The 13,630-nt window shown below is 63.9% G+C and carries 16 protein-coding genes, 1 tRNA gene and 1 other RNA gene; 15 read left to right on the forward strand and 3 right to left on the reverse strand.

What is annotated here, in order from left to right:
- A partial coding sequence (locus tag G391_RS15870; protein ID WP_245572101.1) for an RcnB family protein occupies window positions 1–540 on the forward strand: 540 nt, incomplete at its 5' end.
- Window positions 541–593: 53 nt separating this feature from the next.
- On the opposite strand, the gene pyk is transcribed toward G391_RS15870, so the two are convergent.
- Both pyk and G391_RS0111880 read right to left on the reverse strand, forming a co-directional pair.
- Complete coding sequence (gene pyk, locus G391_RS0111875) at window positions 594–2,021, reverse strand: pyruvate kinase (RefSeq protein ID WP_029087705.1); 1,428 nt, start codon at window positions 2,019–2,021, stop codon at window positions 594–596.
- A 111-nt stretch (window positions 2,022–2,132) separates the two neighbouring features.
- Window positions 2,133–2,217 (reverse strand) — tRNA-Leu (locus G391_RS0111880).
- A 194-nt stretch (window positions 2,218–2,411) separates the two neighbouring features.
- Here G391_RS0111880 and tig point away from each other — a divergent pair.
- The 9 genes from tig to G391_RS0111925 all read left to right on the forward strand — a co-directional run bounded on the left by tig (window position 2,412) and on the right by G391_RS0111925 (window position 9,663).
- Window positions 2,412–3,749, forward strand: coding sequence for a trigger factor (tig, locus tag G391_RS0111885; protein ID WP_029087706.1), 1,338 nt, complete (start codon window positions 2,412–2,414; stop codon window positions 3,747–3,749).
- Between the two features lie 95 nt (window positions 3,750–3,844).
- Window positions 3,845–4,774: a hypothetical protein gene (locus G391_RS14820; RefSeq protein ID WP_051257363.1), complete on the forward strand. Its 930-nt coding sequence runs from the start codon at window positions 3,845–3,847 to the stop codon at window positions 4,772–4,774.
- A gap of 108 nt (window positions 4,775–4,882) precedes the next feature.
- A complete protein-coding gene (gene clpP, locus G391_RS14825) occupies window positions 4,883–5,530 on the forward strand; it encodes an ATP-dependent Clp endopeptidase proteolytic subunit ClpP (RefSeq protein WP_051257364.1) in 648 nt (215 codons plus the stop codon).
- A 76-nt stretch (window positions 5,531–5,606) separates the two neighbouring features.
- Window positions 5,607–6,644, forward strand: a complete 1,038-nt coding sequence (locus G391_RS14830) for an alpha/beta hydrolase family protein (protein ID WP_051257365.1) — start codon at window positions 5,607–5,609, stop codon at window positions 6,642–6,644.
- 66 nt (window positions 6,645–6,710) lie between these two features.
- Window positions 6,711–7,577, forward strand: coding sequence for a thymidylate synthase (locus G391_RS0111905; RefSeq protein ID WP_084169242.1), 867 nt, complete (start codon window positions 6,711–6,713; stop codon window positions 7,575–7,577).
- Window positions 7,577–7,885 (forward strand): nucleoside triphosphate pyrophosphohydrolase family protein, encoded by a 309-nt coding sequence (locus G391_RS0111910; RefSeq protein ID WP_035304508.1) that lies wholly within the window; start codon window positions 7,577–7,579, stop codon window positions 7,883–7,885. Before G391_RS0111905 ends, G391_RS0111910 begins: the two co-directional genes overlap by 1 nt.
- A 73-nt stretch (window positions 7,886–7,958) precedes the next feature.
- Window positions 7,959–8,636 carry an aquaporin gene (locus G391_RS0111915; RefSeq protein WP_029087709.1) on the forward strand — a complete coding sequence of 226 codons (678 nt, stop codon included), beginning with the start codon at window positions 7,959–7,961 and terminating at the stop codon, window positions 8,634–8,636.
- Window positions 8,637–8,691: 55 nt separating this feature from the next.
- The gene (locus tag G391_RS0111920; protein WP_029087710.1) at window positions 8,692–9,204 is read left to right on the forward strand and encodes a dihydrofolate reductase; all 513 of its coding nucleotides are present in this window, start codon (window positions 8,692–8,694) and stop codon (window positions 9,202–9,204) included.
- A 69-nt stretch (window positions 9,205–9,273) separates the two neighbouring features.
- Complete coding sequence (locus G391_RS0111925; protein WP_156893949.1) at window positions 9,274–9,663, forward strand: hypothetical protein; 390 nt, start codon at window positions 9,274–9,276, stop codon at window positions 9,661–9,663.
- Here the strand turns inward: G391_RS0111925 and G391_RS0111930 are convergent.
- Window positions 9,660–10,724 carry an Mrp/NBP35 family ATP-binding protein gene (locus G391_RS0111930; RefSeq protein WP_029087712.1) on the reverse strand — a complete coding sequence of 355 codons (1,065 nt, stop codon included), beginning with the start codon at window positions 10,722–10,724 and terminating at the stop codon, window positions 9,660–9,662. The genes G391_RS0111925 and G391_RS0111930 overlap by 4 nt on opposite strands.
- A gap of 10 nt (window positions 10,725–10,734) precedes the next feature.
- Here G391_RS0111930 and miaA point away from each other — a divergent pair, with 10 nt between their 5' ends.
- The 5 genes from miaA to G391_RS0111950 all read left to right on the forward strand — a co-directional run bounded on the left by miaA (window position 10,735) and on the right by G391_RS0111950 (window position 13,498).
- Window positions 10,735–11,676 (forward strand): tRNA (adenosine(37)-N6)-dimethylallyltransferase MiaA, encoded by a 942-nt coding sequence (miaA, locus tag G391_RS0111935; protein ID WP_245572102.1) that lies wholly within the window; start codon window positions 10,735–10,737, stop codon window positions 11,674–11,676.
- An 84-nt stretch (window positions 11,677–11,760) separates the two neighbouring features.
- A complete protein-coding gene (locus G391_RS0111940; RefSeq protein WP_029087714.1) occupies window positions 11,761–12,057 on the forward strand; it encodes a hypothetical protein in 297 nt (98 codons plus the stop codon).
- Between the two features lie 3 nt (window positions 12,058–12,060).
- Window positions 12,061–12,420, forward strand: a transfer-messenger RNA (tmRNA) gene (gene ssrA, locus G391_RS15475).
- A 143-nt stretch (window positions 12,421–12,563) separates the two neighbouring features.
- Window positions 12,564–13,046 (forward strand): SspB family protein, encoded by a 483-nt coding sequence (locus tag G391_RS0111945; protein ID WP_029087715.1) that lies wholly within the window; start codon window positions 12,564–12,566, stop codon window positions 13,044–13,046.
- Between the two features lie 62 nt (window positions 13,047–13,108).
- On the forward strand, window positions 13,109–13,498 hold the full coding sequence (locus tag G391_RS0111950; RefSeq protein WP_029087716.1) for an ExbD/TolR family protein: 390 nt from the start codon (window positions 13,109–13,111) through the stop codon (window positions 13,496–13,498).
- Window positions 13,499–13,630 lie beyond the last annotated feature (132 nt).

A 13,630-nucleotide genomic window follows, 5' to 3' on the forward strand; every position in this document is an offset into this window, starting at 1 on the left:
GGCGGCGGTGACCGCGGTGACTGGAACCGCGGTGGCCAGCAAGGCGGTGGCGATCGCGGCGGGCGTCAGGGCGGCGGTGACCGCGGCGACTGGAACCGCGGTGGCCATCAGGGCGGCGGTTGGGACCGGCGCGATCGTAGTCGTCCAGAATGGCGTCGCGACCGTGACCGCGACCGGGATCACTATCGCGGCAGCTGGAACCACGACACCTGGCGCAATAACTTCAACCGCCGTAATGGCGGCACCTGGTGGCGGAACAACAACTGGTTCCGGGGCTACAACGGCCTGCGCGTGAACTTCTACTTCGCGCCTGGGTACGGCTATTACTCGGTGCCACGCCAGTACTATGGACGCAGCTACCGGATCGGCGACTATCTGCCCAACGTGTTCTGGCGCTACCGCGTCCACGACTGGGCCTGGTACGGTCTACCCGCCCCGCCTCCGGGCTGTGCCTGGGTCTATGTCGACAACAACATCTATCTGGTTGATCTGTTCGACGGCTACATCATCGACACGGCCTATCAGGTGTGGCGCTGGTAACAGGCGTTAGCCCAAAAGGAATGAGCCCCGGGTCGCAAGGCCCGGGGCTTTTTCTAGTTTCTGATCGACGGCGCGTGCGCCAGCCTCAACAGATTGGCAGCCCCCGGTGCCCCGAACGGCGTGCCCGCCAGGATCAGAACGCGCTGACCGGGGCTGGCCAAACCGGCATCCACAGCGTGCCGAACGGCGTCCTCGGTGACATCTTCCAGCGTCGCGGGCTGTTGTCCAAGGCGGGGTTCCAACCCCCACACGAGGGCCAGACGCCGGGCCGTGTCGGGGGACGGTGTCAGGGCGACAACAGGCTGCAACGGACGCTCACGGGCCATCCGACGCGCGGTGCCACCGGTCGTTGTGAAGACAACAACGCAAGCGGTTGACGCCGCCTCGGCAGCCTTGCGGGCCGCAGCCACAAGCGCATCGGCATCGACATCATCCATCCCGGCATGCTCGGCATCCATAAGGCCGGGCCAGCGCGGGTCGGATTCAACGCGCTCCATGATGCGGTCCATCACCTGAACAGCCTCGATCGGATATTTCCCCGCCGCCGTCTCCGCTGACAGCATCAGGGCGTCGGCCCCTTCATAGACGGCGTTGGCGACATCCGACGCCTCCGCCCGTGTCGGTGCCGGGCTGGCCGTCATGGATTCCAGCATCTGCGTCGCCACGATCACCGGAACGCCCCGGTTTCGCGCCGCCCGGACGATTGTCTTCTGAGCCACCGGGACCTCTTCGGGGAGGCACTCCACCCCCAGATCGCCGCGCGCCACCATCACGCCGTCGGAATAGTCGAGAATAGAGTCCAGATGTTCGAGGGCAGCCGGCTTCTCGATCTTGGCCAGACAGGCCGCACGCCCGGCGACCAGCTTTTTCAGCTCCGCCATATCCGAGGCCCGCTGCACAAACGACAAAGCGACCCAGTCCACGCCCAGACGAAGGGCAAAGGCGAGGTCTTCCAGATCCTTGTCCGTCAAAGCCGAGATTGGAATGGTTCCACCAGGGACCGCGACGCCTTTGCGATCTGACAGACGATCACCTGCCTCAACCACAGTCTCGCAAAAATCGTCGCCGGCCTTTTCAACGCGCAACCGCACCTTGCCGTCGTCGAGCAGCAGCAACGAGCCCGGCTGGAGCGCACGGAAGATCTCGGGATGCGGCATCCCAACCCGCCTGTCATCCCCAGCCGTGGTGTCCAGATCGAGCCGGAGAGGCTGATCGGGTTGCAGCGAGATACTGCCGTCAGCGAACCTGCCCAGCCTCAGCTTGGGGCCTTGCAGATCTGCGAGAATGCCGAGCGGCCGACGGATCGCCAGTTCGGCCCCGCGGATCGCTTTGAAAGCCGCGGCATGGTCGTCGTGCGACCCATGGCTAAAGTTCAGACGAAAAACATCGACCCCGGCCTTGGCCAGGGCCTTAATCTGCCCCGGTTCCCGGCTGGCCGGTCCGATAGTTGCCACGATGCGGGCGCGCCGAGCGCGTGTCATGCGGGCCGATTCCTCCATCTCGACACACCCGGGCCTGATCTGGTCTTGCCCGTGCCCCTTGGATAGCACGCAATGACACCGGTGTCATGCGGTCTATTCTTGGGATAAAGCTGGTGCGGATGAGAGGACTCGAACCTCCACGCCTCGCGGCGCTGGAACCTAAATCCAGTGCGTCTACCAGTTCCGCCACATCCGCCTAGGTCAACGCTCCCTAGCCGGTCCAACCCCTACGCCGCAAGCGCGCCGTTGACCTGACGGGTCGATATCGACATAAGAGCCGCTTGCGCGACACAGCCGCCCCGTAGGGCGGCGTTTTTGCGTTTCGACCTCCATTCGCCGCGCGTGCCGTTTTTCCGGGACGCCGTCCTCTAGAAGACCGTTCTCATGTCCATTCAAGTCGTCGAAAAATCCAGCGAAGGCCTTTCGCGCGTCATCGCCGTGACCATTCCTCAGGGTGATCTCAGCTCGCGCCTGGATGCTCGCATTGCCGAGATTGCTCCGACCATGAAGCTCAAGGGCTTCCGTCCCGGCAAGGTGCCGGCTGCGCACGTCCGCAAGATGTTCGGTCGCGAGTTGATGGGCGAGATCATCAATGACGAGGTCAACACCTCCAGCCAGAAGGCCCTTGACGACGCCAAGCTGCGTCCGGCCGCGCCGGCGGAGATCACCCCGATCACCGACATCGAAGACGTCGTCGCCGGAAAGGCCGACCTGTCCTACGAAATGAGCCTGGAGGTGATGCCGGACTTCGCGCCCATGGACGTGACCTCGCTCAAGCTGTCGCGTCCCGTCCACGAGCCGGCCGACAAGGAAGTCGCTGACGCCGTTACCGAGCTGGCCAGCCAGAACACCACCTATGACGACAAGGGCGGCAAGGCCCCCAAGGCCGCTGAAGGCGATCAGGTCATCATCGATTTCGTCGGCAAGATCGACGACGAAGTCTTCGAGGGCGGTTCGGCCAACGACACCCCGCTGGTCATCGGCTCGGGGCGCTTCATCCCTGGCTTCGAAGACCAGTTGAAGGGTGCCAAGGTCGGCGACGAAACCCAGGTCAAGGTCACCTTCCCCGCCGACTATGGTGCCGCCCACCTGGCCGGTAAGGACGCCGTCTTCGACGTCACGGTCAAAGCCGTAAAGGCTCCCAAGGAAGCCAAGGCGGACGATGACTTCGCCAAGGCCATCGGCATCGAGAGCCTCGAAAAGCTCAACGAGCTGGTGAAGCAGAACCTCCAGTCCGGCAACGACCGTCAGTCGCGCTTCAAGCTCAAGCGTGCGCTTCTCGACGCCTTGGACAAGGGCCACGACTTCCCCCTGCCCCCGCGTATGGTTGAGGCCGAGTTTGACGGCATCTGGAGCCAGGTCGAAGCAGACAAGGCCGCCGGCCGCCTCGACGAGGAAGACTCCAAGAAGTCCGACAAAAAACTCAAGGACGACTATCGCAAGATCGCCGAGCGCCGCGTTCGCCTTGGCCTGGTGCTGGCTGAATTGGGTCGCGCCGCCGGCGTGACCGTGTCGGACCAGGAAGTGTCCAACGCCATCGTCGCCGAAGCCCGCAACTATCCGGGACAAGAGCGCCAGGTTATGGATTTCTATCGCCAGAACCCGAACGCCACCAACGCCCTGCGCGCGCCGATCTACGAAGAAAAGGTCTGCGACTGGATCTTCGAACAGGCCAAGGTCACCGACAAGAAGGTGTCCCGCGACGAGCTGTTCAAGGATGACGAATAGGATCGGATCGGCTCAGCTTACCTGACCTCGAATTCACTCAAGCTCCTGCGCCGACCGTGCTAGCGGTCGGCGCAGTCAATTCTGGAGCAGTTCGCGTGCGCCTGGCCCTTATTCCAATCCTTGCTTGTGGTCTGTTCGGAAGCCTCACTCCTGGGGCGGCCCAGGCACAGACGCCACCGACCGAGAACACGGTCGAAGATGTCGTCGTCGTGGCGCGTCCGATCGAAGAGGCCGTCACAGCCTTTGTCGGAGAGGTCGGGGCCGCGCCGCGTGACCGAAATCTTGCGCGATGGGACCGGACCGTCTGTGTCGGGGTGGTGAATATGAGCCCCCGGTATGCTCGGGTCCTGGCTGACCAGGTTTCCGCCGTGGCCATGGCCGTCGGGCTCGAAGCTGGGGAGCCGGGCTGCCGGCCGGACGTCTTGATCATCGCCGACTCGAACGGCGACGCCCTTGCACAGTGGCTCGTGCGGAGCGAGCCGCTGGCATTTCGCCCCGACCTCTCGGCCTCCAATCTGGGGCAAGCCGCGCTAAGACAGTTCCAGACTTCGGGAAGCCCGGTGCGCTGGTGGCACGTTAGTCAGACAGTGTCTGCGGATACGGGAGAGGCGATCGGGAGTGGCCAGACCGTCCGGGTGCGCGGAGCCTCGCGCCTCCGCGGAAATATCCGGGAAGACCTGCACCACATCATCATCATCCTCGATACGAGCCGGATCGGCTCGATTTCGTTCTCGTCGCTCGCCGACTATGTCGCCATGGTCGCCTTGGCACAGGTCGATGCAGAAGCCGATACATCGACGTACGACTCAGTGTTGAACCTGTTTTCCTCCGCGGCCCTGCCCGGCCAGCGGATGACCGATTGGGATCTCGACTATCTGCGTGGGCTATACGCTTCTCGACCCGACGCCCTGTCGGAATCTCGTCAGCAACGCGAAATTGTCGACGAAGTCGTCAGACAACGTGAAGATCGGCAGCAGAGCCAGCAGGACCCATCGTCCGCCGACACAACGGAACCACAGAAATAGTTGACGGCGACCAGCACTCTTGAATCAACACTTCGGCAAGACGATATCGGCTTCAAAGGGCGGGGCGGCAGTGATTCGTCCCGCCAGCTATCGAGAAAGCCGAGACAGATGCACGATCCCGTCGACCACCTGACCATGAACCTCGTGCCGATGGTGGTCGAACAGACCAGCCGCGGCGAACGGGCCTATGACATCTTCTCGCGCCTGTTGAAGGAGCGGATCATCTTCCTGACCGGCCCGGTCGAAGATGGCATGTCATCGCTGATCTGCGCCCAGCTCCTCTTCCTGGAGTCCGAGAACCCCAAGAAGGAAATCTCCATGTACATCAACTCGCCGGGCGGCGTGGTGACGGCCGGCATGGCGATCTACGACACCATGCAGTACATCAAGAGCCCGATCTCGACCGTCTGTATGGGCATGGCTGCCTCGATGGGCTCGTTCCTGTTGACCGCCGGGGAAAAGGGCCAGCGCATCGCCCTGCCGAACGCGCGCATCATGGTTCACCAGCCCTCGGGCGGCTTCCGCGGCCAGGCGTCAGACATTGAGCGCCACGCCGAGGACATCATCAAGACCAAGCGTCAGCTCAATGAGCTGTATTCCAAACACACCGGCCAGCCGATCGAGGTGATCGAACGCACTCTCGACCGCGACTATTTTATGAGCGCCGACGAGGCCAAGGCCTTTGGTCTGATCGACCACGTCTATGAGAGCCGCGTTGGCGACCCGCCGGCCGCGCCGACCGAAGAGACCAAGTAGGGTCGACGCGGTGAGAGGGCCAGTCGCACTCGTCCTGGCCCTCATCCTCGTCGGTTGCAGCCCACCGACGCAGACCGTGGCCTCCGCCCCCGTCTATGGGGCCGGTGAAGCTATTCAGACCTATACCCGGCCAGGCGCGGGACTGCGCGATGCACTGCATCGCGACAATCAGCGTGTGACCATCTGGTACCCCGCCGCCGACGACGTGATCGAAACGCCCCGGATCATCGGCCCGGTCGATCAGCCCTTTTTCCTGAGTGGTCAGGCAGCGGATGGAGCCGCCTTTGCGGCGCGTGACAAGCGGCCACTCATCGTCATGTCCCACGGCTTCGGCGGGTCGGCCCGACAGATGGCCTGGCTCGGCACCGCGCTGGCGCGCAGCGGCTATATCGTGGCGGCGGTCGATCACCCCGGCAACAATGGAAACGATGACCGGACCCCACTTGGAGCCTTGCTCTACTGGGAGCGGGCCGACGATCTTCGCCACGCCATCAATGGCATACTGGCCGACCCGAATTGGGGGCCGCGTATCGACCCGGCGCGGATTGGGGCCATCGGCTATTCCATGGGGGGGGCGTCCGTCCTGATCGAACTGGGTGCCCGCCCGGATTTGTCGGCCCTGACCCGTTATTGCGCGCGCTCACTGCGGGATCTGCTTTGCGCGCCGACGATCACGGACGGCGACTACGGCACGGTGAACCGTCGCCAGGTCCTACAGGAGTCCGAGGCCGTTCGCCGCTCCGTCGCGACCCAGGCCGATGATCGCGACGATCCGCGCATCGACGCGGCCGTCCTGATCGCCCCGGCGCTTGGGGCCCTGCTCGCCAATGACAGCCTTCGACGCGTGACAGAGCCGGTTCTGATCCTGCAAGGCTCGGCCGACGACACCACCCCGGCAGACGAGAATGCGGATCGGTTCGCCGAACGGCTGCCAACCGCGCGCACCGTGCGTTTGGAAGGCGTCGATCACAATGCCTTCCTCGGCCTTTGCGGCTCAGCCGCACGTGAACGGTACGCCACCCTGTGCGCCGAAGATGGCAACCGCACCGATACCCATCTGGATGCCATTGCCGCCGTCACCGCCTTCTTTGATGAGGCGCTGGCTGCCCCCTGATCCTTTCGTGTGGACCCTTTGAAATCAGGGGCTGCGAAGGAGGCGAATCACCGGCACAGTGATCGGATGACCGCGCGTGCTGTTCTGGATGAGTTGACCACCCTGACGGGGGCCCAGCCCGCCGCCGAGCTAGGTCACCCTGAGCGTCAATATCTCAACCTGCTGGCCGATATTCTTCAGAACGGATCTGAGCGCGGTGACCGCACCGGCACCGGCACGCTTGGCGTTTTCGGTCGCCAGATGCGCTTTGACCTGGCCCAGGGCTTCCCCGTTCTGACGACCAAGAAGCTGCATTTGCGCTCGATCATCGTCGAGCTGCTCTGGTTCCTGCGCGGCGAAACGAACATCCGCTACCTCAAGGAGAACGGCGTCAGCATCTGGGACGAGTGGGCCGACGCCGAAGGCAACCTTGGGCCCGTTTATGGCAAGCAGTGGCGTTCCTGGGCCGACCCCAACGGTGCCTCGATCGACCAGATCGAAAGGCTGGTTCACAGCCTCAAGACCAACCCGAACAGCCGCCGCCACATCGTCACCGCCTGGAACCCGGCCGACGTCGACGACATGGCCCTGCCGCCCTGCCATTGCCTGTTCCAGTTCTTCGTCGCGGACGGCAAGCTGTCGTGCCAGCTGTATCAACGGTCCGCCGACGTCTTCCTGGGCGTGCCGTTCAACATCGCCTCCTACGCCCTGCTGACGATGATGGTGGCGCGCGTCGTCGGCCTCCAGCCCGGCGAGTTCATCCACACCTTCGGTGACGCCCACCTTTATCTGAATCACCTCGATCAGGCCCGTACCCAGCTGGAGCGCGAACCGCGCGCCCTTCCCAAGATGCACATCGCCGATCGCTCGGACCTGTTCGCCTTCGAACTCGGTGACTTCGTCCTCGAAGACTACGACCCCTGGCCGCATATCAAGGCACCGGTCGCGGTGTGATGGACGTCAAGACGTTGCAGGCAGACGTCCTGCGTATCTCCGACATCTACGCCGCCGAGCATGGCATTGACCGCGACCGCGACTGGGCCCTGCTCAAGCTCCAGGAAGAGCTCGGCGAGCTCACCGCCGAGCACCTGCGCCTGTCCAGCCGCGCCCGCGGCGAACCCTCGCCCGAAAAGCTCGCCGACGAAGCCGCCGATGTGCTGGGCATGCTGCTGATCTACTGCCGCGATGCTGACATCGACATCGAACAGGCCATGCGACGGAAATGGCTCAGGTGGTTGGACAACCCACGTTCGCCTGACTAGCCGAACCTGAAGACTCGCCTCACCCTTCCACTTGGCGTCCATCAGGAGACGTCTGACCCTGGGGAGGGGTGTCATGCTCAAGAAATTCATGGCCGAACTGATCGGCACGGCGGTTCTTGTCCTGTTCGGCTGTGGGGCGGCCGTTCTGGGCGGCGAGCACGTCGGCCAGCTCGGCATCGCGCTGGCCTTTGGTTTTGCCATCATCGCCATGGCCTATTCCATCGGCCCGGTGTCCGGCTGCCACGTCAATCCGGCGGTCAGCCTGGCGGCTTTCGTGGCCGGCAAGATGTCGGCCAAGGACATGGGCGTCTACTGGCTGGCTCAGTTCATCGGCGCTGTAGTCGGGGCGTTCATCCTGGCCTCCATCGCTCAGGCCGTACCAGGTGAGCCGGTCAACCTGGGCCAGAATGGCTGGGGACCGGGTTATCTGGGTGAGTATCCCTTGATGGCTGCGGCAACCTTTGAGGTCGTCATGACAGCAGTGTTCGTGGTCGCCATCCTCGGCGTCACCGGCGAAAAGGCCCACGGACCGTTCGCCGGCATCGCGATCGGCATCACCTTGGCGGTGATCCACATCGTCGGCATCCAGATCACCGGGGTTTCGGTCAATCCGGCGCGCAGCTTCGGTCCGGCCCTGCTGGCCGGCGGCGAGGCCATGAGCCAGCTCTGGCTGTTCTTCGTCGCACCGGCGGTGGGGGCCATTCTCGGCGCTCTCCTGTTCCGCCTCAAGTTGCTCGAACCCGAGATGTAGGATGACCCGGGGAGTGGCGCGTGCGTCGCTCCCCGATCTCGGCTAACAGGCGACCATGACAGTTCTGATTTCCCTGGTCGCTGCGCGAGGCCGAAACGGTGTGATCGGCTCCGAAGGGGCCCTGCCCTGGCGGCTGCGTTCCGATCTTCAGAAGTTCAAACAGACCACCATCGGCAAGCCATGTGTCATGGGCCGCAAGACCTGGGACAGTCTGCAACTGCGTCCCCTGCCCGGACGCCTCAACCTGGTGGTATCCCGCAACCCCGATTTTGCCGCCAAGGGTGCGCTGGTTTGCGCCACCCTGGATGAAGCCTTGTCCATTGCCCGCGAAACGGCGCGCGAGGATGGCGTGGACGAGGTCTGCGCCATCGGCGGTGCCCAGATCTATGCCCTGGCCCTGCCCAAGGCCCGCCGTCTCTACATCTCGGAAGTCGACGCCGATCCGGCGGGCGACGCCCGCTTTCCCGACTTTGACGAAGCCGACTGGCGAGAAGTCTCGGCCGAGCGGGTAGAGCCGGGCGAGAAAGACGATCACGCCTTTACCTTTCGGGTTCTGGATCGACGCTGATCGTCAGACCTTGAAAGTTGCGCCTACGGCCACGATTTCGTCCCATCCCGGCGAAAGGATTGGGAAGTCATGGCTCGATTCATAACCCTTATGCTTGCAACCGCCGTCGTCTTGGCGGCCGGGCCTGCCGTGGCCGAGCTGCCGCCGCATGTCTATCAGCAGGCCCGCGACTCTGCCGGCACCGTTGTCGTCCTGCGGGTGGACAATGTGCGCCGCCTCCCCCCGGGAGAAACCCAGGGCGATTGTGTGCTTACCGGCGTCGTCACCGAGGTCGAGCGCGGCACAGCTCAGCAAGGCCAGGCCGTTGTCGTTCCGATCCCCTGTATCAGCCCGGCCTGGCAACCGATGCCGGGGCCGTTTCCGGGCTATCGGCATGACGTGCTCGGGCGGGCTGAGACAGTCCGGGTCTTTCTGAATCGCGGCGCACTGGTGCGGCGGGGCCTGGATATCCTCGACTAACCCGCGATGACGGCGGCTAAGGCGGCGATAACCGTCGCAGCCTCGCCGTCGGACTTGCCCAGGACCACAGGCACGCCGGCGTCGCCGCCTTCTCGAACCGCCGCGTCCAGCGGGATGCTGCCGAGGAATGCCACCTTCAACCGCTCGGCTTCGCGGGCACCGCCGCCCCGCCCAAACACGGGCCCCGACATGTTCTCGACCAGTCCGATGACCGGCGTGCCGGTCTTGGCGAACATGGCGACGGCTCGCCGGGCATCCGCCAGAGCGGCTTCCTGGGGGGTCGAAACGATGATGGCCCCGTCGATGGGCGTTTTCTGAACCAGGGTCAGTTGCACATCGCCGGTCCCCGGCGGCAGATCGACGATCAGAACATCCAGGGGGGCGTCAGCCGTGCCCCAGCGAGTCTGCGTCAACATCTGCGTCAAGGCCTGACTAGCCATCGGGCCTCGCCAGACCATGGCCCTGTCGGCACCGACGAGTAGCCCCGTCGACATCGCCTTGATGCCATGAGATTCCAGAGGAACCAGGCGCTCACCGTCATGCTGCGGAGCCCCTTGCAACCCCAGCATCAGAGGAATGGACGGCCCATAGACATCCGCGTCCAGCAGACCAACGGTCAGGCCACGTCGGCTGAGCGCGACGGCCAGATTGACGGCCACGGTCGACTTGCCGACCCCGCCCTTGCCGCTCGCCACGGCAATAACCCGCCGCACATCCGCGGGGCGCTCCGTCGCCACGGGTGCCGGGGGGCGTCCCTGATCCAGCGCAGCGCGGGACAAACCCGCTCCCCTGGCGGGCCTGGGCGGTGCCTGCTGCGCGGTCAAAACGACGTGTGCACGCTGAATTCCGGGAATAGCGAGAAGTGCGGCCTCAGCAGCATCACGAACCGGGGCATAGGCGGCGGCATCCGCGGCAGCGATCTCCAGCGCAAATCCGGCCTTGCCGTCGCCGACGACTAGCCCCCGGACCAGCCCCGCAGCCATCAGGCCTCGCCCCGACTTCGGATCAACCACGGAGTCCAGGGCAGCAATCACCGCATCTCGGTCAGAGGCTTCGGTCAAGGCGAAATCCTTGTGTGGTTCGGCTCGTGGTCTTATCGGCATTGGCTGGCAGCGTCACCCCGTCGAGGAACCGGTCATTCAGCCACGGCACGTCCTGATCGCCGGCGCGACTGCGACCGGCAAGTCGGCCTTGGCCATGCAGCGTGCGGCCGAGATTGGCGGCGTCATCGTCAATGCGGATTCCCAGCAACTCTACGCCGACCTCCGAATTCTCACGGCGCGCCCATCGGTCGAAGACGAAGCCGCCCTGCCGCATTGTCTCTACGGGGTCGCAGATGCATCCGAGGCCTGGTCGGCCGGGCGATGGCTGAATGCCGTCGAGTCGCTGCTGAAAGCCGAGACACGCCCGCTTGTTATCGTGGGCGGCACCGGACTGTACTTCCATGCGCTGTTGAAGGGACTGGCCCCGGTGCCCGCCATAAGCCCCGATGTGCGTGATCGTATCGATGCCGCCTTCGAAAGCCACGGCGAAACCGAGGTCCGCAAAGCCCTGGCTCAAGTGGATCCGCTTGCCGAACGACGGATCACCCCTGGCGACCGCCAACGTTTGGTGCGCGCCCTGTCCGTTTCGGAATCGACCGGCCGCTCTCTAAGCAGTTGGCAGGCGGAAACGACGCCTCCGCTTCTCAATCTGGACATGTGTGAAGCCTGGGTGGTCGAACGTCCGCGCGAGGCCCTCTACGCGCGATGCGATGCCCGGGTTGATGCCATGATCGCGGCTGGAGCCATTGCCGAGGTTGAAAGCCTTCTGGCACGCCGTCTTCGCCCTGACCTGCCGGCGATGCTGGCGGTTGGGGTGCGAGAGATCGCCGCAGCCGTCGCGGGCGAGATGGACCTGGAGACGGCAGTTCAAACTCTCAAAACCCATACGCGGCAATACGCCAAGCGTCAGCTCACCTGGTTCCGAAACCAGATGCCCGACTGGACGCGGCGGAACCTTGCAGAACTTTAATCTTACATCCTCAAGAGCAGATTGTGCGACAGGTTGGATAACGACATATAGAGCCGTTAAATCCGCTACTTCAGGCAGCTCCCTATGTTCATCGCCTCGCTCGCACTGTCATTGGTCCTGTTTCAGGATCCGCCCGTTACCCAGGCGACGCAGCAAACCCCTGCGGAGGTTGCTGCTGCCCAAGAGGCGGCTGAGGAAGAGGCCCGCTTGGACGAGATCATTTGCCGGCGGGAGCGTGTGGTCGGCTCCAACCGCCCCGAGCGCATCTGTCAGACGCGGAGAGAATGGAACCGCATTCGCGTGCGCCCCCGCGGTGAAGAAGACCATGGCGAAGGTCGGGATTCCGTCGTGAACTTCCCGGTTGCAGGGGCCGGTCGTTAGGCCACCCTTTTCGATAGCCGCTGATTGACCTATATTTCAGACGTTCGGGTTCGCCCGGACTATGGCGATAAACGCGCGTGTAATAAGCGAACCGGACCCGGGTGCGATTCCCGGCGGCTCCACCATTTCCTCTCCGCGTTATCGGCGGGGATCATGGGGCCGATCAGCATCGACGGGCGTGTAAAGACGTGGCTTTCGCTCGGTATGGTACCGCCGTTTCGGGCCATTTTCTAAATGCGAACGATAACTTCGCTGGAGAAGTTCGTCTGGCCGCGTAAGCGACCCGACGTTTCTCAATCTAAGTCCTAGGGGTTCAGATCCCTAGGCGGGGCCCCCCGGCGCCTGGCAACAGAAGCCGGGACTTTTCCCCATCCATGCGGCGGCCAAGCGCCGAGAAGCGCGATGTTCGCCTGGCAACAGAAGCCGGGACTTTTCCTTTTTGCGCACCGCGCCTTTGCGATTTGGCGCGCCGCCGCTAGAACCTCGACATCCGCCCGAGAGGTTTGATGAGCGACCAGGACTTTCCGACTGACGAGATGCGCTACGACCTGCTGACCCAACAGGCGTTGCGTGGCGTGATCCGGGCCGCTCTGCTGCGCGCGACCGATGCCGACGGCCTGCCTGGCGCGCACCACTTCTACATCACCTTCAAGACCCGCGCCCCCGATGTCTCGATTCCGGCGGACCTGCTGGAACGCTACCCGGACGAAATCACCATCGTCATCCAGCACCAGTACTGGGACCTGACGCCCGACGAGGACCAGTTCTCGATCGTGCTGCAGTTCTCGGGTCAGCCCAAGAAGCTGGTCGTGCCCTACGCCGCCATAACCCGCTTCTACGACCCCAGCGTTCAGTTCGTGCTCCAGTTCGAACCACCGCAGATCGTTCCGATCGAGGAAGACGAGATCGATCCCTTGGACGAAGACGACGACGGCCCCATCGACGATGGCCCCAAGGTCGTTTCGCTGGACCAGTTCCGGAAAAAGTAGGCCGACCGCCTGCCCCAATCCCGCCGCCTTGCGCGTGCAGCCTCCCCGCAAGGGAGGACGCCATGCAACCTCAACTCCGGTCGACGATCGATTTGACGCCATTGATCGGATTGCTTCTGGCCATGACGGCATTGGTTCTGACCGTCGTTCCTGTGAACGAAGCATTCGCGCCGCTTGAAATCGAGCCCCCCGTCTATCCTGTCGGGTCCTTTGAACCTCCCCAACCCCCATGGCGCGTCACCATCAACGCTCAAGGCCAGCTTTGGCTGTCGCAAGGTGAATCCAGGTCGCGGCTGGTCGAAGAGGCAGAGATCTTGAACGTTGTGCCGGCGAGCGAGCCAATAGTGCTCCACGCATCAGCTGAGGCGCGCTATGAGGTCTTTGCCGTGTTGGCGGCCTATCTCGACGCCAACGGCCGTCGGGTAGCCGTGGTCAATGAGGATCTCCACTAGCGCCTTGACTTCGCCACACCCGGCCCCCATCCTTGTTGCATCGCACAATGCGATGTCCGGCCGCTCCAGCGCGTGAGGGTCCGTTCTCAGGTCCGCCTGTCGAAGCCGCCGGCTTTCCATCCCATTCGTCGC

This window comes from Brevundimonas aveniformis DSM 17977 (genome assembly GCF_000428765.1).
Taxonomy (GTDB): Bacteria; Pseudomonadota; Alphaproteobacteria; order Caulobacterales; family Caulobacteraceae; genus Brevundimonas; species Brevundimonas aveniformis.

Coding starts and splice junctions, on each gene's coding strand:
- pyk (WP_029087705.1), bottom strand. CDS start 2,021: ATGACACGCGCTCGGCGCGCCCGCATCGTGGCAACTATCGGACCGGCC.
- clpP (WP_051257364.1), top strand. CDS start 4,883: ATGCACGATCCCGTCGACCACCTGACCATGAACCTCGTGCCGATGGTG.
- G391_RS0111905 (WP_084169242.1), top strand. CDS start 6,711: ATGACCGCGCGTGCTGTTCTGGATGAGTTGACCACCCTGACGGGGGCC.
- G391_RS0111910 (WP_035304508.1), top strand. CDS start 7,577: ATGGACGTCAAGACGTTGCAGGCAGACGTCCTGCGTATCTCCGACATC.
- G391_RS0111915 (WP_029087709.1), top strand. CDS start 7,959: ATGCTCAAGAAATTCATGGCCGAACTGATCGGCACGGCGGTTCTTGTC.
- G391_RS0111920 (WP_029087710.1), top strand. CDS start 8,692: ATGACAGTTCTGATTTCCCTGGTCGCTGCGCGAGGCCGAAACGGTGTG.
- G391_RS0111925 (WP_156893949.1), top strand. CDS start 9,274: ATGGCTCGATTCATAACCCTTATGCTTGCAACCGCCGTCGTCTTGGCG.
- G391_RS0111940 (WP_029087714.1), top strand. CDS start 11,761: ATGTTCATCGCCTCGCTCGCACTGTCATTGGTCCTGTTTCAGGATCCG.
- G391_RS0111945 (WP_029087715.1), top strand. CDS start 12,564: ATGAGCGACCAGGACTTTCCGACTGACGAGATGCGCTACGACCTGCTG.
- G391_RS0111950 (WP_029087716.1), top strand. CDS start 13,109: ATGCAACCTCAACTCCGGTCGACGATCGATTTGACGCCATTGATCGGA.